22 protein-coding genes are annotated in these 19,081 nt (G+C 37.8%); 6 read left to right on the forward strand and 16 right to left on the reverse strand.

Annotated elements, in window-relative coordinates:
• Positions 1-25: 25 nt before the first annotated feature.
• The 8 genes from ASG14_RS11460 to ASG14_RS11495 all read right to left on the reverse strand — a co-directional run bounded on the left by ASG14_RS11460 (position 26) and on the right by ASG14_RS11495 (position 6,238).
• Complete coding sequence (locus tag ASG14_RS11460; RefSeq protein WP_056871207.1) at positions 26-589, reverse strand: nucleoside triphosphate pyrophosphatase; 564 nt, start codon at positions 587-589, stop codon at positions 26-28.
• Between the two features lie 74 nt (positions 590-663).
• On the reverse strand, positions 664-1,050 hold the full coding sequence (locus ASG14_RS11465) for a Spy/CpxP family protein refolding chaperone (RefSeq protein ID WP_056871757.1): 387 nt from the start codon (positions 1,048-1,050) through the stop codon (positions 664-666).
• Positions 1,051-1,263: 213 nt separating this feature from the next.
• Complete coding sequence (locus ASG14_RS11470) at positions 1,264-1,791, reverse strand: HAD family hydrolase (protein ID WP_056871208.1); 528 nt, start codon at positions 1,789-1,791, stop codon at positions 1,264-1,266.
• A 70-nt stretch (positions 1,792-1,861) separates the two neighbouring features.
• Positions 1,862-2,107, reverse strand: a complete 246-nt coding sequence (iscX, locus tag ASG14_RS11475) for a Fe-S cluster assembly protein IscX (protein WP_047797582.1) — start codon at positions 2,105-2,107, stop codon at positions 1,862-1,864.
• A gap of 85 nt (positions 2,108-2,192) precedes the next feature.
• Positions 2,193-2,525 (reverse strand): 2Fe-2S iron-sulfur cluster-binding protein, encoded by a 333-nt coding sequence (locus ASG14_RS11480; RefSeq protein ID WP_056871209.1) that lies wholly within the window; start codon positions 2,523-2,525, stop codon positions 2,193-2,195.
• A gap of 40 nt (positions 2,526-2,565) precedes the next feature.
• On the reverse strand, positions 2,566-3,330 hold the full coding sequence (locus ASG14_RS11485) for a Rossmann-like and DUF2520 domain-containing protein (protein ID WP_056871210.1): 765 nt from the start codon (positions 3,328-3,330) through the stop codon (positions 2,566-2,568).
• Positions 3,331-3,333: 3 nt separating this feature from the next.
• The gene (locus tag ASG14_RS11490; protein ID WP_056871211.1) at positions 3,334-5,799 is read right to left on the reverse strand and encodes a heme lyase CcmF/NrfE family subunit; all 2,466 of its coding nucleotides are present in this window, start codon (positions 5,797-5,799) and stop codon (positions 3,334-3,336) included.
• 4 nt (positions 5,800-5,803) lie between these two features.
• Positions 5,804-6,238 carry a cytochrome c maturation protein CcmE gene (locus ASG14_RS11495; RefSeq protein WP_056871212.1) on the reverse strand — a complete coding sequence of 145 codons (435 nt, stop codon included), beginning with the start codon at positions 6,236-6,238 and terminating at the stop codon, positions 5,804-5,806.
• Between the two features lie 344 nt (positions 6,239-6,582).
• On the opposite strand from ASG14_RS11495, the gene ASG14_RS11500 reads away from it, so the two are divergent.
• The 3 genes from ASG14_RS11500 (at position 6,583) to ASG14_RS11510 (ending at position 10,747) form a co-directional block, all read left to right on the forward strand.
• The gene (locus tag ASG14_RS11500) at positions 6,583-7,263 is read left to right on the forward strand and encodes a hypothetical protein (RefSeq protein ID WP_056871213.1); all 681 of its coding nucleotides are present in this window, start codon (positions 6,583-6,585) and stop codon (positions 7,261-7,263) included.
• A gap of 2 nt (positions 7,264-7,265) precedes the next feature.
• Positions 7,266-9,314: a hypothetical protein gene (locus ASG14_RS11505; RefSeq protein ID WP_056871214.1), complete on the forward strand. Its 2,049-nt coding sequence runs from the start codon at positions 7,266-7,268 to the stop codon at positions 9,312-9,314.
• An 86-nt stretch (positions 9,315-9,400) separates the two neighbouring features.
• Positions 9,401-10,747 (forward strand): hypothetical protein, encoded by a 1,347-nt coding sequence (locus ASG14_RS11510; RefSeq protein ID WP_056871215.1) that lies wholly within the window; start codon positions 9,401-9,403, stop codon positions 10,745-10,747.
• 358 nt (positions 10,748-11,105) lie between these two features.
• On the opposite strand, the gene ASG14_RS11515 is transcribed toward ASG14_RS11510, so the two are convergent.
• The 4 genes from ASG14_RS11515 to ASG14_RS11530 all read right to left on the reverse strand — a co-directional run bounded on the left by ASG14_RS11515 (position 11,106) and on the right by ASG14_RS11530 (position 14,415).
• On the reverse strand, positions 11,106-12,527 hold the full coding sequence (locus tag ASG14_RS11515; protein ID WP_056871216.1) for a Glu/Leu/Phe/Val dehydrogenase: 1,422 nt from the start codon (positions 12,525-12,527) through the stop codon (positions 11,106-11,108).
• Positions 12,528-12,659: 132 nt separating this feature from the next.
• A complete protein-coding gene (locus tag ASG14_RS11520; protein ID WP_056871217.1) occupies positions 12,660-12,878 on the reverse strand; it encodes a CcmD family protein in 219 nt (72 codons plus the stop codon).
• Between the two features lie 69 nt (positions 12,879-12,947).
• Entirely contained in the window at positions 12,948-13,610 is a 663-nt protein-coding gene (gene ccsA, locus ASG14_RS11525) for a cytochrome c biogenesis protein CcsA (protein ID WP_056871218.1), read from the reverse strand.
• Between the two features lie 133 nt (positions 13,611-13,743).
• Positions 13,744-14,415 carry a heme exporter protein CcmB gene (locus ASG14_RS11530; protein ID WP_056871219.1) on the reverse strand — a complete coding sequence of 224 codons (672 nt, stop codon included), beginning with the start codon at positions 14,413-14,415 and terminating at the stop codon, positions 13,744-13,746.
• A 564-nt stretch (positions 14,416-14,979) separates the two neighbouring features.
• Here ASG14_RS11530 and ASG14_RS11535 point away from each other — a divergent pair.
• The 3 genes from ASG14_RS11535 to ASG14_RS11545 all read left to right on the forward strand — a co-directional run bounded on the left by ASG14_RS11535 (position 14,980) and on the right by ASG14_RS11545 (position 16,527).
• Positions 14,980-15,474 carry a methylated-DNA--[protein]-cysteine S-methyltransferase gene (locus tag ASG14_RS11535; protein WP_235528572.1) on the forward strand — a complete coding sequence of 165 codons (495 nt, stop codon included), beginning with the start codon at positions 14,980-14,982 and terminating at the stop codon, positions 15,472-15,474.
• Between the two features lies 1 nt (position 15,475).
• The gene (locus tag ASG14_RS11540) at positions 15,476-15,865 is read left to right on the forward strand and encodes a hypothetical protein (protein WP_056871220.1); all 390 of its coding nucleotides are present in this window, start codon (positions 15,476-15,478) and stop codon (positions 15,863-15,865) included.
• A gap of 158 nt (positions 15,866-16,023) precedes the next feature.
• The gene (locus tag ASG14_RS11545) at positions 16,024-16,527 is read left to right on the forward strand and encodes a lipocalin family protein (RefSeq protein WP_056871221.1); all 504 of its coding nucleotides are present in this window, start codon (positions 16,024-16,026) and stop codon (positions 16,525-16,527) included.
• On the opposite strand, the gene ASG14_RS11550 is transcribed toward ASG14_RS11545, so the two are convergent.
• The 4 genes from ASG14_RS11550 to ASG14_RS11565 form a co-directional block, all read right to left on the reverse strand.
• Positions 16,517-16,930 carry a hypothetical protein gene (locus ASG14_RS11550; protein WP_056871222.1) on the reverse strand — a complete coding sequence of 138 codons (414 nt, stop codon included), beginning with the start codon at positions 16,928-16,930 and terminating at the stop codon, positions 16,517-16,519. The genes ASG14_RS11545 and ASG14_RS11550 overlap by 11 nt on opposite strands.
• 64 nt (positions 16,931-16,994) lie before the next feature.
• Positions 16,995-17,330, reverse strand: a complete 336-nt coding sequence (gene gldC / locus ASG14_RS11555) for a gliding motility protein GldC (protein ID WP_056871223.1) — start codon at positions 17,328-17,330, stop codon at positions 16,995-16,997.
• Positions 17,331-17,426: 96 nt separating this feature from the next.
• Positions 17,427-17,699: a hypothetical protein gene (locus tag ASG14_RS11560; protein WP_056871224.1), complete on the reverse strand. Its 273-nt coding sequence runs from the start codon at positions 17,697-17,699 to the stop codon at positions 17,427-17,429.
• Positions 17,699-19,045, reverse strand: coding sequence for a DEAD/DEAH box helicase (locus ASG14_RS11565; protein ID WP_056871225.1), 1,347 nt, complete (start codon positions 19,043-19,045; stop codon positions 17,699-17,701). The genes ASG14_RS11560 and ASG14_RS11565 overlap by 1 nt, the downstream gene beginning before the upstream one ends.
• Between the last annotated feature and the right edge of the window lie 36 nt (positions 19,046-19,081).

Here is a 19,081-nt window from a genome sequence, read left to right on the forward strand (position 1 = left end):
CCGTATTTCCATACCTGGATGAAAATTAAATGAGCGCCAATAAGGCTCGATATAATTTTTCGGTTGGCAGCCCCATCACATTTGTGTACGAGCCGTTAATTTTTTCTACCACCACAAGTCCCCACCAATCCTGAATGCCGTAACTGCCTGCCTTATCGTAAGGTTTGTAATTATCAATATAAAAATCAATTTCCTGGCTCGAAACCGCTTTGCAGGTCACTTCGGTCACGTCATAAAATGATTGCACCTTACCATTTTTAACTATCGAAACGCCGGTGTAAACCTTGTGTTTAGCGCCTGATAATTTTTTAAGCATCTCCTGCGCATGAGCTCTGTTTTCAGGTTTTCCTAATATTTCGCCATTAAGGGCAACGATTGTATCAGCTGTAACAACCAGTTCATCACCGGCATTAAAGGCAATGGCTTTCTTTTCAGAAATATAAACTGCAATCTCTTCTGGCGCCAGGCCTTCAGGGTAACTTTCATCAACATCTTTCAATTCAACTTTAAAATTTAACCCCATTAGCTTAAGAAGTTCCTGTCGGCGGGGCGATTTTGAAGCGAGTATAATCGGCGTGTTTAGGATCATTTTATTAATTTTTCGCTAAAATAACAAAAGCGGCATAAAGCCGCTTTTGATATTAGAATTATTTACGATAAGGATTATTTACCACCGCCATTCTGACGTGCTTCCATCGCTTTTTTACGCTCTTCTAAATAAGTTTTAAAAGTCGTTTTTTGCTCATCGGTTAAAACAGCTTCGATTTTGGTATTAGTTTCACCCATCATCTTCATCATTTTCTCTCTCATACCAGACGCGTCACCACTTGCAGCTTCTCTCGCTTTAGCCATTTCTCCATTCTGAGCAGTGTAGATAGCTAAAACTTTCGTTTTTTGATCTTCGGTAAGTTTCAGCTTCTCAGCCAACTGGTCCGTATTTCTTTTTGCTCTTTCCTCTGGCGTACCACCCATACGGCCGCCACCTTGCTGTGCATTTGCATAAGTTATTACGGAGAATAACAATGCACAAATCATCATTAATTTTTTCATGTTTTTGTGTTTTTTTGTTTCGAGTGCAAGGCTTTCGCCTGTCATTCGTTTTTTGGTTGATTTTTAAGTTATTTGAATACCAAAATCAAAAAAAGTTTAATTACATTTTTGTAACTAAACCGTTGCATTTAAAAAAGTACACAGCAGATAACTTATAGCCAAAAATTAGAACTAAACAGAAAAAACTAGAATCTGGAAGTGTGAGGCCTAAGCCTATTTACCGGAATCGGCGGCGTTTGGATTTGTATCGAACCACTTTCCTTGCACTTTCATAACTTTTTCAATGATGTCTCGAACGGCAGCTTGACCACCATTATAAGGAGATATGAATGCAGAGATGGCTTTAATTTCTTCTACAGCATCAGCAGGGCAAGTTGGTAAGCCAACGAGTTTCATTACTTTCAAATCGGGTATGTCATCACCCATATAAAGCACTTCGGCGGCTGTAATATTTTTATCAGCAATGAATTTCCTGAAAATTTCGACTTTATCTCCAGCGGCTAAAAAAACGTCGGTAATGCCTAAATTTAAAAAGCGTTTTGCCATCGCAACACCATCACCACCAGAAATAATGCAAAGATTATAGCCTTTTTTAACGGCGAGTTGCATGGCGTAACCATCTTTAATATTAAAAGTTCGCAGAGATTGCCCGTTATCGGTAACCTGTACTGAACCGTCGGTTAACACGCCATCAACATCAAAAATAAAGGTCGAAATGTCTTTTAGTTTTTGTAGAAACATTTATATTGAAAATGGAAATGGCTAATACGTTTGTGAGCACACGAAGTTAATATGGAGTGATAACGGGAATTTAATCCTGATTGTCTCTCCACTCGTAAACCCAGGCCGATTGAATTTGCTCTAAATGCCCCTCGTTACTTTCTTCGCGGGTACCTTTAAAGTTGGGCAAGGTGAGTACCCATTCTAACAAGTCGGTAAAACGGATGCGGTAAATTTTAGTTTCGCCAAACTCATCACCAAATTTTTCATATAAAGACATTGCAATGTCTTCATAGTCATTCCAATAAAAGGGTAAGGCAAATTTATCGTTATTCATGTATGTGTAGTTTGGTTATTTTTCTAATGGATTAATCGGTTATCTGTTGATTTTTAATCGGGATAACAACGCTGATTTTTTAAATTTAGTGGCCCATAAAGCCAGACTGATCTGGGATGGTTACTTCAATATCGCCGTTAATAACCACACATTGGCATCCTAATCTGGAAGTGATTCTTGGTCGCACTGCTCTATCAATAAAATCCTCCTCTTTATCGGAAATTTCTTCGATGTTATCCATACCTTTTTTTACATAAACATGGCAGGTACTGCAACCGCAAACCCCACCGCAATTGTGTTGCAAATCGATTCCGTTGTCAAGGCACACATCCAATACAGACTCACCGGCAGCAATAGGTAACTCTAGCGCTTCGTGGTCTGCTTCTTCAAAATTTATTTTAAGTTTAAAAATGCTCATAATTATTTTGCAAAAGTAATAAGCAAAAGCGGCAATTATACTATTTATGTACTAATTTAATGCTATCACTTAATGTTTGATAAATTTCCTGCAATTCAGGCAGGTCTGCCAGCATTGTTAAATGCTTATTTATAGTGCCTTCGTCTTGCCGTATTGCCGGTCCGGTTTGCACATTCTCAGGTAAATCAGCCATTACTTTATCAGCCGTTTCGGCAATTAAAGGCCTAATGATGTCGAAATGCAAACCGTTTGCATTTAAAATCTGGCTGGCCAAAGCATACACATGATTGGTAAAATTACAGGCAAAAACTGCTGCCAAATGCAACACTTTACGTTTTTCACCATCCAGTTGGTAAACTTTATTGCTCAACCTGGTTGCTAGCAGTTGCAATAATTCAAGTTGGCTGGCTTCATTTGCTTCCAAACAAAGCGGTATAGTTTTAAAGTCGACGCTTTTGGTTCTGGAGAAGGTTTGCAAGGGGTAAAATACGCCGGCATGCTTAACTTCCGTGGATAACACTTTAATATCAGTTGTACCCGAGGTATGAACGACAAGACCATTAACATCGGCAAGCTTTCGGGCAACTTCCACTATCGCATCATCTTTAACCGAAATGATATACAAATCCGCGTCGGTATTAATTTGAGCGAGGTTATTAATGTATGCTGAATCAACCCTATCGGCCAAAGCCTTTGCGTTTATCAAATTCGGACTGAAAACCTGCACTATATTTTCGCCAATTGCTCTCAAAGCCAAGGCTAAATGTGTGGCAACATTTCCCGAACCTAATAAAACTATATTCATGCTTTACGCAGTTTTAGCCTCTTTCCGACGTCTGAAAATCGACAGCAAGAAGCCTATAACCATAATAATTGTACCTGCCCAATACAAGTTAATGTAAGGAAATTCTATTGCCTTAAACACTACCCAGTCTTTAGCCTGTTGCGGTTTTTCGAAAATCTGCAATTCTACTTTCTTCTCATCCGGAAGCACTTTGGAAAAGCGGAACTTTAAATCAAGTTCATCAACCTTCCTCGCGAAATCAAAAGTATTGTTGCCTTTAATTAAAAATATTGGCTCGGTGTCGTAGATTTTCCCCGCAGCATTAATTTCCAATGGCAATCCAACGGCAAAATCACCTTTTGCTAAAGCTAAATCCTTCGCCTTTGGCTGGTTATTTAACGCTTTTACAGTAATAATCCCGCTCGATGTGTGGATGGTATCTCCTGCAGCAACTTTTACAATACGTGGTGCTTTGTAATTTTCATCATCAGAATGCCCTTCATGGTCATCATGCGAGGTCTTCTTAATTGCCGCACTCGTTATGTGCGTATACACATCGTAAGTTAAATAATGCTTGGTATCAGGCGAGGCTATCAGGCCCATTTTTTCATTATCCTGAACATGCGGATGCAGATTGAAATCTTCTTTCAGCTTGCCCTCATCATTATAAACCTTAAAATTAAGCGTATAAATAGTATTTGGTAACCGCGTGGTGTCGCTCACATAAGTTACAGTATACTTACCCATTTTTTTGGGTTCGTTCTTATACAACATAATGTTTTCACCAGGTTTTTCCGTTTTTTCAAAATCCTTAACGGGAATAAAATTATTCGCATTTATAGATATCGGCTTATTTGTAGCGGCCGAAATTAAGGCACCTAAAATAAGAAAGGCAAAACCGATGTGTGCAATTGCAGAGCCAGCTAATTTTGCCTTCCCGCCAAATGCTGTGTATAAAATTGTTGCATTAGAAAGTATCGCAAACAAACAACTAAACGTAATTAGAATGTACATGGTGTTTGTGTAAATTCCTGTTACGTAAACCAAACCAGCGGTTAAAACCGCGGCAAATAAAATTGCAGAAACCAAACTGCTGTAGAATTTGCGTGGGTCGGTTCTTTTGTATTTTAAATATTGAGAAAACCCTGAGATTAGCGTAATTAAAACTGCAAATGGTGCCTGCCATTGATTGTAATATTTTACAGCATCAATCGGGGGCGAAAATTTTGTACCGAAAGCCTTGTTGAATACCGGAACAGAGGTAGAAAAAATAACCTGAATACAGGCAATCGTTACTACAAGCGCACCAATAAACATCCAAAATTCCCGCGAATAGGTTTCTTCATCCTTTGTGGTAATAGGAAGTTCCTTCCACCTTTTGACAATCAAAAACACTGCTAAAACAGCGAACACAACATTATAAAGAATCAGGTGGCCGAACATGCCCATATCTGTGAATGAGTGCACAGATGTGTCACCTAAAATACCACTCCGGGTTAAAAAAGATGCATAAAGCACCAACAAAAAGCTTAAGAAAACCAGTGCAATTGCTGTAAAATAAGCATGACCAGTGTTTTTATAAGCGATCATAACGTGTACTGCACCAATTAGCGTTAACCATGGTATCAAGGATGCATTTTCAACGGGGTCCCACGCCCAGAAACCACCGAAGTTAAGTGCTTCATAAGCCCAGAAAGAACCCATGATAATCCCGGTTCCCAAAACCATAACGGCAAAAAGCGTCCAGGGCATTGCAGGTTTAATCCATTCTTTATAGCGTTTTTGCCAAAGGGCCGCAATTCCGTAAGCGAAAGGAACAACCATACTCGCAAAACCTAAAAATAGCGTTGGCGGGTGGATAACCATCCAATAGTTTTGCAACAGCGGGTTTAAACCCCTTCCATCGGTTATAAATTTTAAATAATTAGCAAAGTTTTCAGGGTTGGCAAAAACGACCGGAGCCATTGATTTTAAATCAAGCGACTCTCTGAGCAAAATGAATGGCGAACTACCAATACGCTCACCAAAAATTTCTACACCAAGCATCATCGAGGTTAAAAACACTTGCGAGAATGCAACAACCGTCATTACCGGGCGCTCCCAGGTTTTGGCTTTCCAAATTAATAATGCACCTAAAAATGATTGCCAAAAAGCCCAAAGCCAAAAACTTCCTTCCTGCCCTTCCCAAAAAGCAGAAACAATATAATAAATAGGCAACTCTTTCGAAGAGTGCCAGTAAACGTAACTATACTCGTTGTAATGACCAAGAATGAGGTAAAAAAGAGTTGCACCAATACCAATGATACTCATCCAGTTTACAAGAAATCCAATTCTACCAAGGTTTCTCCAGGAATTATCTTCTAAATTTTTATCGCGACTGGCATAAAAATATGCGATAGTGGAAAGTAAAGATGCACTAAACGCCAGCACAATAAAAAACTGTCCGATTTTGCCCGGCAACAGGTTTTCGCCTATAAATTGAATATCCATTAAATTAGTTATATTTTTTCTCGCCGTACTTACCTACTTCATCAACCTTACCGTCTTTATTAATCTCAACAAGGTTATCGTTGTATTTAGACGGGCATTTCATTAAAATTTTCGAGGCATAAAATTTATCCTTGTCCATCCGGCCTATAAGAACCAGCTTCTCCGATTTTTCAAAATCCTGGGGTTTCGTACCATTGTAAACCACTTCACGGATTTCGCCTTTTTCATCTTTCATGTGGAAAGAGAAATGATTGGCATCTTTCGCGGCATCATAGTATGTGCCTTGAGATTTATCCCAGTAACCCATTACGTGTTCTTCCTTTTGAGAAGCAGTTGCCTCCCTAAAATTTGAGTAAGTATCTGTATTCGCATTTAAACTGAATAAGATTCCAACCGAAATAGCAATGGTAATTAGACCAATAATTGCACTTTTTTTCATTGTATATGTTATTGTAAAAGCTGGCAACAAAGATAGAAAAATAGCCATAGCGAACGTTCTTTTACATTTTTCTTGTCTTTATATTGACAATTAGCTGATGGAATCCAGGATTTCTGCAAACCTTGAAAAATAATTTTTTTGGCGTTTCAACACGCTGTCCGCTTTATCTTTTTGGCAGAAAAAGCCAAAAAGGATGCCGCTTCCATCGTTAACGCACCCATCGCATAAAAAACATCAGTTGCACACACAAATCGATTCAAAGTTCAGGCATTATCATTAAGTTTGGGCCATTCAGGTAATTTATCATTTATAACAGGTGCCGTAAACCAAAATCACTAATATTTATGAACCTTAAACAGTTCTACAAACTCGTTCTATTTGCCTTTTTGATTCCTTTGTTTAGTTCCTGCTTCGAGGTTATTGAAGAAATTTCTATGCGAAACGATGGAACCGGAGATGTTGTACTTACCATTAATTTAAGCCAAAGTAGAACTAAAGTTGCATCAGTAATGCTTTTAGATAGCGTGCAGGGCTATAAAGTACCCAGCAAACAGAAGATTCAACAAGAACTGAGCGAGGCAGTTGCCTACCTCAAAAAATCTGAAGGAATATCAAATGTTAAAAGCAGCAGCGATTTCAACAATTATATCGCTACGATAAGCTTTACTTTTAAAGATGTTTCAAACATAAATAACATCACTAAAAACATTTTGGCCCGCCAAAAAATAAAAGCTACAAATACTTCGTCTTACAGCTTTAATAAAATCGGCAAAACATTTATAAGGAAATATCAACCGGTAGCCACTGCAAAAGCCGAATTTAATAAATTAAAAACTAAAGATAAAGCTGTTTTTAACGGCGCAACCTATACCAGTATTTACCGCTTCGAATCGCCGGTTACAAGTACCAGTAACCCGGCATCAAACGTGTCTAAATCTAAAAAAGCCGTGATGCTAAAAAGTAGCATAATGGATTTAATAAATGGAAAAACAAATGTTTCCAACCAAATACAACTATCTAAATAAAAATGAAAAAAGTTCTACTTGCCGCCGCCCTCCTATTATTAACCAAGCTAAATTACGCTCAGGATTTAGTGAAGAAAATTCCGGCTAATGCCTTTACAGTTGCCACAATTAAAGGCGATAATGTATTTAAACTGATGTTTGTGAAAGACTTTAACGAGTCGTTCGTAGGAAAAAAACTACTCACAGAAACGTCTAAATCACTTGATAAAACGTTTTCAAGTATTGAAGATTTTGGGATTAATCTCGAAAAAAACATGTACTACTTTAATCAGTTAACGGATAGTATTAGCTACAACTGTTTTCTAATTCCGCTCAAAGACGCTACAAAATTTGAAAACCTGATAAACGATAAAGATAAAAAGATAAAGAAAGATGGCGATGTAAGAACCATGATCCTGCCCGACAGTACAAGCATTATTAAGTGGAACAACAGCATGATGTATTTTGTTACCGGCAGCATAAAAAGTTCTTTTTTCGCTGATTCCGCAAAATCTGCTCGATATGGTATAAAAGATATTCGTTATCAGAATAGCTACGATGATTTAACAGACAGCGCAATGGTTACCGTCGATTCAACTTATGCAACAACAGCCGAACCTGTACTTGTTGAGGTCACCGATGTTCCGCCGCCCATCATTCAGAAAGAACAAATTCAAAAAAAGGCTGCAATAAAACAAACGTCAAAGAAAAAAACGACTAAGTTTAAAAAGAAAGTCAAAAATTCGAAAGGTAAAAAAGGTGTTTCAAAGACCGTTAAAGCGCCCAAGGTTAAAGTAATTGACGAACCGATAGTGCAGGAAATTCCGGTTGATAGTGCGATGATGGCCTCACAGAATCCCTATGGCGACGAGCAGTACGACGAGTATCAAAAAGAAAGAGCTGAACAAGATGCGAAGAAAAAACAGCTTGCTTTTGTATGGATGACGGCTCAGGCAGATAAAATTTTTAATTCCAGTTACGAATCGATTGAGAGCAATAAATCTTATTCAGCCAGTTTGGATAATAAGGCAATTGCCGAGCTTTGGGTTGCGAGCTTACAAGATGTGTACAATTCGGTTGCGCCCGAGTTTGGCACGTACGGAAAAACCGGTTTAATGCAGGGCTACGGTAGTTTAGGCGCCAAGCTTTTTATGGATGATAAGAGCTTCAGGATTTCGACAGGTATAACGTTGGCGAAAGACCAGGCAGATGCTTACAAAAAAATTATGGACAGGAAGATGAACAAAAAATTCCTGAAATATGTAAATAGCGAGAAAGCAATTGGCTTTATGGGGTATTCTATCGATACAAAAGCCTATCTGGAGGAATTCCCTAAGTTAATGAAACAGACTTACGGCGCTTTTCTAGGTCGGAATATGGAGGAAGAAATTGAGTTAGGAACTGACTTATTTTCACTTTTATTAGATGAGGAGGCTGTAAGCGAAGTTGTAAAAGGCGACGCATTGTTTGTAATTAACGGTTTAAATACAAAAGATGTAACGTACACTTCTTACGAATATGACGATGATTACAACCAAAAAGAAGTAACGAAAACAAAACAAGAAACCTTGCCAGATTTCTTGTTCATGTTTTCATCAGAAGATAACCGCCTGATGAACAAGCTGATTAAATATGGTATGCATAAAAATTATGTATCTCTAAAGAATAACATCTATAAAATTGAAGAGAAGAAAAGTCCGGTTGATATTTACTTTATGATAAAAGATGGAATCGTATTTTTCGGCAATTCCATCGTCGAAATGGAAAGCATCAGTGATAACACTTTTAAACCGGCAATAACAAAAGCACATAGAACCTTGTTAGCCAAAAACAATTTTAGCTTCTTATTTAACGCCAAAAATTTGGTGGGTAAAGTTCCTACCGAAGAAATTGGCGGTGAAGAAACGGCTAAGAAATTCAACGAAACTTTGGGGAAAATGGGAAATGTTTACATGAAATCAAATCCAATAAAAGGTAATGTCGTTTCAGCTGATATAAGTGCAGAAATATCAAACGGCCATGAAAATGCCTTAAAATATTTGTTTTCTTTAATTGAGAATGCATCGAAATAACATCCGCCAACAAAACCGCAGAATAAGTGCTAAGTTTTTCGGTGTTACCTCGTGTTTCTTGTGGCAAAATCTTTTAAAATAGTCTCATGAAGAAACTTTTAAAAATAACAGTAGTGATAATTTTATTACTGCTTATTTTTTTTCTAGGCACATTCAAGTACAGGCAGTATAAAGCCAATGGAGTTTCCATCCCTAAAAACGCTACTTCTTTGGTAAAGCTTAACATTGATGAGATTTACAAAAGTATTGCGGCTAACTTGATTTCAAACCCTGGCTATTATTTCAAATCGGACACAAACAAAACCACTAAACCGAAGGTTGAAGATTTTGACCATGGATTAAAAATTCCTGCAAGTATTTATTTGTATACCCTTAAAAATCAACCAAAAACGGCTTTTTTTTCGAGGTTTGAAATTAAGGAGCTAGATCGTTTTGAGCATTTTCTATTAAGTACCCTTAAATTGCAGGTAGTTAAAAGCGGAAAAAACGGCAATTATTCAAAATCAAAAACAGGCAATATTGCAGTTTATTATAATACAAAATATGCAGCGATTGCAATTTCCACTGAGGTAATTAAGTTCGAGCTGATATTAAAGAATGTCTTAAATCAAAAAGATTTTATTGAAGTTGGCAAGAGCAATTTCGATTTGGTTAAGAACTCAACCGAACATGTTGCTTTTGCAGATGGCGAGCACTTTGGCACCTTGAATTTTGGTAAGGGAACAATAAACTTAACTGACGAGTTTGTTTCTAAAAGTATAATTCCTGCCGCAAAACCAGTCTACAGAAAGTTTAACAACGAAAGTGCTATTAGTTTTTGGGTAAATGCAGATTTTAAAAGAACAGCTAAGCAAACTCTAATACTTAAAAACACTAGCTTGGAACGAGACAGCATAGCCAAATATTATCAAAGGTATCTCGATTTTGAATGGGTAAACACCACTCAACAAATCGACTCGATAATTACTTATGACTACAATGATGATTTTGAGAAGGTTGAGAAAGTAACATTGCAAAAAAGAGATGTACCGAATTTCGTTTTAAATATTTCAGCAGATGCCATTGGTTTAAAGAAATATTTGAGTAGCAGGAGTATCATCAATTTAGATAGCGGTATTGTTAACAAATCGGTATTTCCGCTATATAACGTATTTGTTGGCGGAGATAATGAACGACTGGTTTTAAGCACAAGCAAGGGTAGTAAAGTTGGAGATTCTACTGAATCATCAAACAATTTTTTCGCTTTGAAGGTTAATTTTTTAAAACTGAATAAGCAAATAAATCATCCTCTGTTCACTCGTTATACAAAGAATTTAGCATTGCTGGAGGTTAACGGGAACAAGCAGGAAAATGGCAAAATTAAAGTTGATGGTAGATTAGCATTCGTTAATAAGGATATCAATTCGCTGTATCAGTTACTGAAAGGATTTTGATATCAATCCTCATTTCACCTGAAACAAAATCCCGAATATTCGTGAGAAAATCTCAATCTTAGTTTTTTAAAAGGTCTCTCCACTTCTTTCTGAAGGATGACTTGTTGCGCAACCTTCCCAAACATACTTTTGTATCTAAACCCGATTAATGTGGAAATACTTTTGTTGCAAGGTCTTCATCAGGCTCACACTGACATTCACAAAAGATTGGAACGAAAGCGGGAACAACCCTACCCTACAAACACAGAACCGCACATTTCCAAAACAAAAAACCCTTGCAAATTTACATCTGCAAGGGTTTTTTAAGTATATCGAGGGAAAGAGCCTTAGACCTTCCTCCTGTGTGTACTCTTTCTTATTAAGGCCAAACGCCCAAATTCATGTAAGAAACCGCAATTTTATCAATTGAATTAACAAAAGCTGCAGTTCTTAAAGTTTTTGTTGCAGGCTTGTTTACCAAAGTCTCGCGAATTTCGTGGTAAGAATGGATCATGGTATCTTCCAAACCAGAGTTTACCAATTCGATTTCGGATGCCCCTTTAACAATCATTAGACGATGCTCGGGAAGTATCGTTTTGCCCGTCAAGTTTTCTAAAGTGTTAATTAGGTTGGCGTTTGAATTAGCTGCGTAACGGTTTTCCATACGGCCAAAAGCCACATGAGAAAGGTTTTTTAACCACTCGAAGTATGAAACGGTAACACCGCCAGCGTTGCAATACATATCTGGAATGATGATACCACCCATTTCTGTAAAAATTGCCTCTGCTTCCGGCGTCGTTGGTCCGTTTGCGCCTTCGGCAATAATTTTCGCCTTAACGTTGCGAATGTTATGCTCTGTAAACTGATTTTCCAATGCCGCAGGTACAAGAATGTCGCAATCTTGCTCCAAACCGTCCATCGAATTTTTAAAATCGGTTGCACCAGGAAAACCTAAAATTGAACCGGTGTTTTTACGGTGTGCAAAAACTTCATCGACATTTAAGCCATTAGGATTGTAGATTGCACCTTCGAATTCGCACAAACCAACAATTGTAGCGCCAAATTCGGCTAAAAATTTAGCTGAATGGTAGCCCACATTTCCCAAACCCTGAACAATAACTCTTTTATCGCCCAAACCAGCTTTAAAACCGATTTTAGCCATATCTTCAGCAACATCCACACATTCGCGAACTGCATAAGCCACACCGCGACCCGTAGCTTCCTTCCGCCCACGGATACCGTGTAAAGCAATTGGCTTTCCGGTTACGCAACCTAAAGCATCAAGCTGACCCGGATTCATAGTCATGTAAGTATCCGCTATCCAACTCATTTCGCGTTCTCCAGAACCATAATCTGGTGCAGGAACGTCTATACCGGGACCGATAAAATTTTTCTTAATTAATTCTGTAGTGTAGCGACGGGTGATGGTTTCTAGCTCGGCAACACTGTATTGTTTAGTATTTATTTTGATACCCCCTTTGGCGCCGCCGAAAGGAACGTTCACAATAGCACATTTGTATGTCATTAAGGCTGCAAGCGCCATAACTTCATCTTCATTAACCATTTCGCTGTAGCGGATACCGCCTTTTGTTGGGCTCATGTGATGCGAGTGTTCAACACGCCAGGCATCAATTACTTCAAAACCGTTTCCACGACGAATTGGGAATTGGAAACGATAAACACTATTACACGCTTTAATCTGGTTCAATAAACCTTCAGGATGATTGGTGAATTGAGCCGCACTGTCAAAGTTCTTGCATACATCAGCAAAAAACTTGTTCTCGTCTGCTAGATTAGCCATTTTTTATTTTTATGAATTAAGTATGCCGCAAAATTGCCTAAAAAAAACGCATATATCCAAATGAAAAAACACTTAGTGTAAACCCGACACCAATCTTATCAAGCGCAAAAAATAGCTTTAAATTGTTTAAACTTAGTTTTTAGGTAAGTTTTCTCTTTCGATTTTTTTTAATCTTTTATCGATTGAGAACAGGTAAGCCAGCAAACCAACAAGAATGATAACAATACAGGTTACAACTACGTAAATTTTACCATCGCTGCGCAATTTATCTGCCATTTCTACACCATTATCCTGGGCAAATAACTGGACAGTAAAAAGCGTAAATATTAGGGAAAACAATATCTTTTTCATTTGTGTTTTGAAATTTTGGTAATGAATGTTCGGCAATTATTTTTTTGTTCTCTTATTTTAATTATCAAGCTAATTCATTTGCTGTTTATTTTCCAGCGAACGAAGTCTGAAACGAATGGTGTACACCCAGTAGCCAATTAGTATCCAGCCGAGGCAAGCAGGATAAAAAACCATGCGCATACGGCTATCTAAATCATAGCTGTTAAAACCGGGGTTACCACCGTTTCCTGGGTGTAAGGAGTCTTTTAACCGCGGTAAAACGAAAAGTAAAACAACCATCATTGGGAAAGCAAAAATGTTGTAGATAGCAGAAATTTTAGCTCTTTTTTGCTCTTCATCTATCGCATTGCGAAGAATTAAATAAGCAAAATACAGAAGGACGGAGATGGCTGCGAAATTTTGTTTTGGGTCAAAACTCCAAAACTGGCCCCAGGTATATTTGGCCCAGATGGCGCCGGTTACCAAACCCAAAAGGCCGAAAATAATTCCTGCATTTACGCTTTCAACAGCTTTGATATCATCCACTTCACTTTTGGAGCTTAAAGATTTTATACTGTAAAAAACAGAGATTGAAAACAACACAATCATTGCAAACCACATTGGTACATGAAAGTAAAGGTTCCTGATAGATTCATTTAAAATAGGCAAACGAGGTACGCCAAGTAATAAGCCGGCAATAGCGGTGTAAATAACCAATACAGAACCCAAAATTTTCCACCAAGTTTTATTCATACATCTATAATTTTTAATGAGTGACTACTGAATGATTGATACAACAATCCCTCAATTCACTATTTCTGATTCAACATTTTTTAAAAGAGATAACTTTCAACCAGTCCTTCATTTTCTAATTGCTTAATCAATATTAATCACGCCAAAGATAAGGAAATAACAATAACGAGGTTGCTACCGTAAGCACATTCACAACCAAAAGCATCGCGATTTCATCATAACTATTTTCCCATGGCAAGCCATCAACAGCGTTTTTCGCAAGCTTTATAAGCAATATTAGTACAGGAATAATGATTGGAAAACTTAAGATCGCCATGAGCATGCCCCCATTTCCAGCTTTGCTTGCTATTGCCGAAACCATGGTAAAAACCGTTGAAAAGCTGATGCTTCCGAGTACCACAGCTACGTAATAGAGGAGTAAATCGGGTGGTGTGTAATCATTAAATACTAGCATATAGAAGCCCAAAGCCACGGTAGTAAGCACCAGCATCAGCATCGTGTTATAAATTGTTTTTGATATAAGTACTGCACCAGGGCTAGCTAACAAATAGCTGTACAGTTGCTGTCCTCTACTCTCCTGAAGAAAACTTTTCGAGACCCCATTGATTGATGCAAAGAGCATAATAATCCAAAAAAGCGCATTCCAGATCAATCTCTCTTTCTCGCTGAGAATTACAAAAGATAAATAGCAAGTAAAAATAGTTGAAACGACATAGAGCAACACACCGTTGATGGTATATTTTGAGCGCCACTCCAATAGTACTTCTTTGTGGATTAAATATTTAACCTCTTTGGCCAATTGCATAAACGCAAAGATACTTTTATTGATAAATATTGTAAGTTAAAATTGTTGGATTGTTGTAATATTGTTTAACGTTAACATAGAAAAATTAGCCACAGAAACACAGAATACTCAGAGCGAAGATGATTTAACTTGTCAAAAAATACGCCGCCATATTCGGTGAATTCTGTGCTTCTGTGGCAAAAATTATTACACCAACTTTAAATTAAATAAAATAATTAGCCACAGAAACACAGAAGACTCAGAGGGATGATGATCTAATTTGTCAAAAAATACGGCACCATATTCGGTGAATTCTGTGCTTCTGTGGCAAAAACAATTGATCCGCTAATTTTAACTTAAATAAAATAATTAGCCACAGAAACACAGAAGACTCAGAGCGAAGATGATTTCACTAACAAAAAAATATTCCGCCATGTTCGGTGAATTCTGTGCTTCTGTGGCAAAAATTAATGCACCAATTTTGACTTAAATAAAAATAATTAGCCACAGAAACACAGAAGACTCAGAGCAATGATGATTTAACTTGTCAAAAAAAATTCCGGTACATTCGTAAATCTTTGCTTTGTGGCAGAAAAAAAAATGGAATACGCATCGTTCATAAATTCTCCAATTGGAAAAATAACCATCCTTGCAGATGATGATTTCGTGCATGCGGTAACTTTTGGTGAACAAACCATCGAAGGATTAGTAGAAAACAATTTAACGAAGAGGGTAGCTAAACAATTGGCCGACTACTTCGACGGCAACTTAACAACCTTCGACTTCCCGATTAAACAAAAAGGAACTGCGTTTCAACAAGGCGTTTGGCAAAATCTACTCACTATCCCATATGGGACAACGCTATCTTACGCTAAATTTTCTGCGCACCATCCATTAGCCATCAGAGCAATTGCAGCGGCCAATGGAAAAAATAACCTGGCCATAGCCATTCCTTGTCACCGGGTTATTGGTAGCAATGGAAAACTTGTTGGTTATGCTGGCGGTTTGTGGCGCAAGCAATGGTTATTGCAGCATGAAAGAGAAGTTTCTCAAAAAGGACAAACGGAAATAAAATTTTAACATGAATACTACTTCAGAAAAAGCCGATACCCCAACCTACTTAAAAGCGATCCGCTTAATAAATGTCGACGGTAACAGATGTGATTTTGAGCTCGGACGAATTCCTGCCAGACAACACATCAACGCTAATTATTTTTTCGCACAAACAGATGTTTCGTTGCACAATACCCCGCACCCTGCACCCAGGAAGCAATATGTAATTACAACAAAAGGGAGGTTAAAATTTACAGTTACAAGCGGTAAAACCTTCATCATAGAACCCGGAATAATTTTGATTGCAAATGATACTCAAGGCGAAGGCCACACCTGGGAAATTATTGACGGCAATGAATGGGAAAGAATCTATATCCCATTGGAAGATAGTTTTAATGATCATTTTATAGCAGACTAAGTCATTTCTGCAAAATATGGAAACAAGCATCTTACAAGTACGACAACTTGCCAAAAGCAAAAACCTTTCAAAGAAGCCACTTTATAAATATCCTTACCGAGTTTTTTAAAAACCAATTCAATTGATAATGCGTAAATAACCTCAAACCTATTGTTGTTATGAAAACGATTTATGCAGTCCTGTTGATTATGCTAAGCTATCTTCCAATGGAAAAGAATACTCCTGTGGCTAAGCTAGACCTTAAAAAATACTCAGGAACATGGTATTCGTTATATTCAATTCCAACAATTTTCGATAAGGGAAGTAGGGAAACTACGACAAAATACACGCTTAATAAAGAGGGATATTATAACGTAATTACAACTTACAAAAAGCCTGGAGACGAAAAAGTCTACTCCAGAAGCTCTAAAATTTTTCCTTCAGATGAAGGAAGAAGTGGGGAACTACAGGCGCAATTTGTTTGGCCAATAAAAGTAGATTATTGGATTATTGAGCTTGCTGACGACTATTCTTATGTTGTAGTGGGGCACCCAGATCGGAAGTTCTTATTCATCATGAGTCGCAATCAAACAATGGCGAAGAAAACACATGATGAGATTGTTGCCCGTTGCAGGGAAAAAGGATATGAAGTAAGTAAACTAACTGCCCAATTTAAGGGGTAATGGTTTGACTAGTGATCTTTCCGCTCCGGCTTGTGCTAAATAGCATAAAAATAACACCAACCAAAAGCACAATCCATCCCCATTGGAAATGAACCACCTTTCCTATTAATTTATTTGCGAAACCATATTTAGTGTAATTATTCGCAGTAAAATAAACTGCAATCACTGCTAAAACATACCAGATAGCCATTACAAAGCTCATGAAACGGAATGCACCTGCTTTTCTGATAAATAAGAACAGAACTGCGACTCCAAGAATAGCAAACGTAATGAAGAACAATCGGGCATCAGATTGATACAAATTCCAATTACCCTTGATAGGCACTTTCAAGATTGGGCAGAAACTCGCAACAACGCATAACAAAATACCCAACCAGGCCCTGAATTTATTTAGAATTAACATCTTCTTTTATATTTTTTCTGAAGGTTGCGACTAAAAAACCTTACTATTGATTTAATAAAAACAATTATTGTCCCTCAACAATACCCATCTTTTCAGCAAAATGTGCACAATAGTCCCGTAAATCTTCTACGATCAAGGTCTCGTTCGTAGCCTTCAGAAAGCTATCGCCCATGGTTTGCAAGGTTTCATAGAAAAAACGTTTCATTTCGTCAACAGGCATATCTTTGGTCCAAAGGTCTATCTTCAACGTGTTCTTGTAATTATGATCCCAAACCGATAAAAACATGGCTTTGGCGGGCACCTTATCAGCATTGCCAGAATCGGTACTTTCCCAAAGAATATTATCTGGATTATTGCCCTCGTCTAACTCAACTGTTAACTTTATTTCTGCTGTTTTCATTTCTTTTAAATTGAATATTACGATAAGACTTTACAGATTTATCGATTATTTTAAGGATGCAAAGATGCTGATTTTAGTAAATAATCTCTTAACCACTTAGGTCATTTTTTGTAATATTACCATCAAGATTAAGGTAATCAGGATAAAAACGGACTCGACAATCCAGATTCTTTTCAAATCTTTTAACGTAGAACGGAAAATCAAATCGGTAATAAAAGTAACCAGAATTAAGCACCCTAAAATAACAAGGTAAAAACCGCTTAAATCTATTTGCCTTGGTGCATTATTTTTCGGCGCTATAATGTTTAAAACCGCAAGTCCCAAACCTGCAGCGCCAATAATATTCAAAGGCGTAATCCTTAATTTCATTAGTTTTTCTTATCGAAACGCTTACCTTTCTTAAAACTCTTAACTTCCTTCCCTGCCTTCGCTTTTGCCTTTTCCCTCGCTTTTTTCTCAATTGCTGCAGCATGTTTTTTCTCGTGGAAAGCACCTTTAAAATCGGGGTCTTCCTTGCGTTTCTGCATATCAATTTCCTTGGCAATATACTGGCGTTCCTCGTACGGCGTTTCATCTATATAAACACCCTCCGGAATTTCGGCCACAGGAATATACTGACGAATTAACTTCTCAATTTTACGGATATAATATTTTTCCGCATCAGTGGCAAAAGTAATCGCGTCACCTTTAGCAAAAGCCCTACCTGTACGGCCAATTCTGTGCACATAATCTTCAATAATAATCGGCACATCGAAGTTAATTACGTGACTTACATCGCTCACATCGATTCCTCTGCTCGCTACATCTGTTGCAACCAATACACGAATATTGCCCTCCTTAAAGCTAGTAATAGAATTAATTCTGGTATTCTGACCTTTATTCGCGTGTATCACACGAACATTTTCTGCACCATATCTGCGTTCAATAAAGCTGAAAATATTATCGGCAACTGTTTTTGTTTTACAAAAAATTATCAGACGGCTAAAAGCCTCATCATTTTTTAAAAGATGCTGTAACAGGTTAATTTTTGTCTTAAAATTCGGCACGTAATACAGCGTTTGCGTTACGTTTGCAGCTGGTGTAGCCTGCGCCGAGGCTTCAATAACAAGTGGATTATTTAGAAAATCACCAGCAATTTTCTGTACCAAATCGCTCATCGTTGCAGAAAAAAGTAAATTTTGGCGCTTGCGTGGCACAATTTCCAGAATCCGATGTATAGAACCAATAAAGCCCATGTCCATCATCTTATCCGCTTCATCTAAAACCAAAAACTTCAAGCTTTGAGTATTAATATCCCCTGCCAGGTACAAATCAAGAAATCTTCCTGGCGTTGCAATCAAAATATCAACGCCCTTGGCAATCTGTTCTTTCTGGGTTTTTGGTCCGATGCCGCCAAAAATTACAAGCGAACGCAAATCCGTGTAAGTAGAAAACAACTTTACCTGTTCCGCTATCTGCATGGCCAGCTCCCGTGTGGGCGACAAAATTAAAGCCCGCGGATTTTCACCCTGAGCGTACTTCAACTGCATTAAAATTGGCAAAACAAAGGCCGCAGTTTTTCCTGTTCCCGTTTCGGCAATACCGAAAATATCTTGTCCTGATAACACAGGCGCAATTGCTTTCTCCTGTATCGGCGTGGCAACGGTATAACCTGCATCGGCAACTGCATTTAAAATTTGCCTGTTTAATTTAAATTCTTCGAACGATTTTGCCATAGCGCACAAAGATAGCTTTTTTAAGCCGAAAGGCTA

Source organism: Pedobacter sp. Leaf194 (assembly GCF_001423945.1).
In the GTDB taxonomy this organism is placed as follows: domain Bacteria; phylum Bacteroidota; class Bacteroidia; order Sphingobacteriales; family Sphingobacteriaceae; genus Pedobacter.

Excerpts from the sequence above, each read along its gene's own strand:
- ASG14_RS11460 (WP_056871207.1), bottom strand. The coding sequence starts at position 589 with ATGATCCTAAACACGCCGATTATACTCGCTTCAAAATCGCCCCGCCGA.
- ASG14_RS11465 (WP_056871757.1), bottom strand. The coding sequence starts at position 1,050 with ATGAAAAAATTAATGATGATTTGTGCATTGTTATTCTCCGTAATAACT.
- ASG14_RS11470 (WP_056871208.1), bottom strand. The coding sequence starts at position 1,791 with ATGTTTCTACAAAAACTAAAAGACATTTCGACCTTTATTTTTGATGTT.
- iscX (WP_047797582.1), bottom strand. The coding sequence starts at position 2,107 with ATGAATAACGATAAATTTGCCTTACCCTTTTATTGGAATGACTATGAA.
- ASG14_RS11480 (WP_056871209.1), bottom strand. The coding sequence starts at position 2,525 with ATGAGCATTTTTAAACTTAAAATAAATTTTGAAGAAGCAGACCACGAA.
- ASG14_RS11485 (WP_056871210.1), bottom strand. The coding sequence starts at position 3,330 with ATGAATATAGTTTTATTAGGTTCGGGAAATGTTGCCACACATTTAGCC.
- ASG14_RS11490 (WP_056871211.1), bottom strand. The coding sequence starts at position 5,799 with ATGGATATTCAATTTATAGGCGAAAACCTGTTGCCGGGCAAAATCGGA.
- ASG14_RS11495 (WP_056871212.1), bottom strand. The coding sequence starts at position 6,238 with ATGAAAAAAAGTGCAATTATTGGTCTAATTACCATTGCTATTTCGGTT.
- ASG14_RS11500 (WP_056871213.1), top strand. The coding sequence starts at position 6,583 with ATGAACCTTAAACAGTTCTACAAACTCGTTCTATTTGCCTTTTTGATT.
- ASG14_RS11505 (WP_056871214.1), top strand. The coding sequence starts at position 7,266 with ATGAAAAAAGTTCTACTTGCCGCCGCCCTCCTATTATTAACCAAGCTA.
- ASG14_RS11510 (WP_056871215.1), top strand. The coding sequence starts at position 9,401 with ATGAAGAAACTTTTAAAAATAACAGTAGTGATAATTTTATTACTGCTT.
- ASG14_RS11515 (WP_056871216.1), bottom strand. The coding sequence starts at position 12,527 with ATGGCTAATCTAGCAGACGAGAACAAGTTTTTTGCTGATGTATGCAAG.
- ASG14_RS11520 (WP_056871217.1), bottom strand. The coding sequence starts at position 12,878 with ATGAAAAAGATATTGTTTTCCCTAATATTTACGCTTTTTACTGTCCAG.
- ccsA (WP_056871218.1), bottom strand. The coding sequence starts at position 13,610 with ATGAATAAAACTTGGTGGAAAATTTTGGGTTCTGTATTGGTTATTTAC.
- ASG14_RS11530 (WP_056871219.1), bottom strand. The coding sequence starts at position 14,415 with ATGCAATTGGCCAAAGAGGTTAAATATTTAATCCACAAAGAAGTACTA.
- ASG14_RS11540 (WP_056871220.1), top strand. The coding sequence starts at position 15,476 with ATGAATACTACTTCAGAAAAAGCCGATACCCCAACCTACTTAAAAGCG.
- ASG14_RS11545 (WP_056871221.1), top strand. The coding sequence starts at position 16,024 with ATGAAAACGATTTATGCAGTCCTGTTGATTATGCTAAGCTATCTTCCA.
- ASG14_RS11550 (WP_056871222.1), bottom strand. The coding sequence starts at position 16,930 with ATGTTAATTCTAAATAAATTCAGGGCCTGGTTGGGTATTTTGTTATGC.
- gldC (WP_056871223.1), bottom strand. The coding sequence starts at position 17,330 with ATGAAAACAGCAGAAATAAAGTTAACAGTTGAGTTAGACGAGGGCAAT.
- ASG14_RS11560 (WP_056871224.1), bottom strand. The coding sequence starts at position 17,699 with ATGAAATTAAGGATTACGCCTTTGAATATTATTGGCGCTGCAGGTTTG.
- ASG14_RS11565 (WP_056871225.1), bottom strand. The coding sequence starts at position 19,045 with ATGGCAAAATCGTTCGAAGAATTTAAATTAAACAGGCAAATTTTAAAT.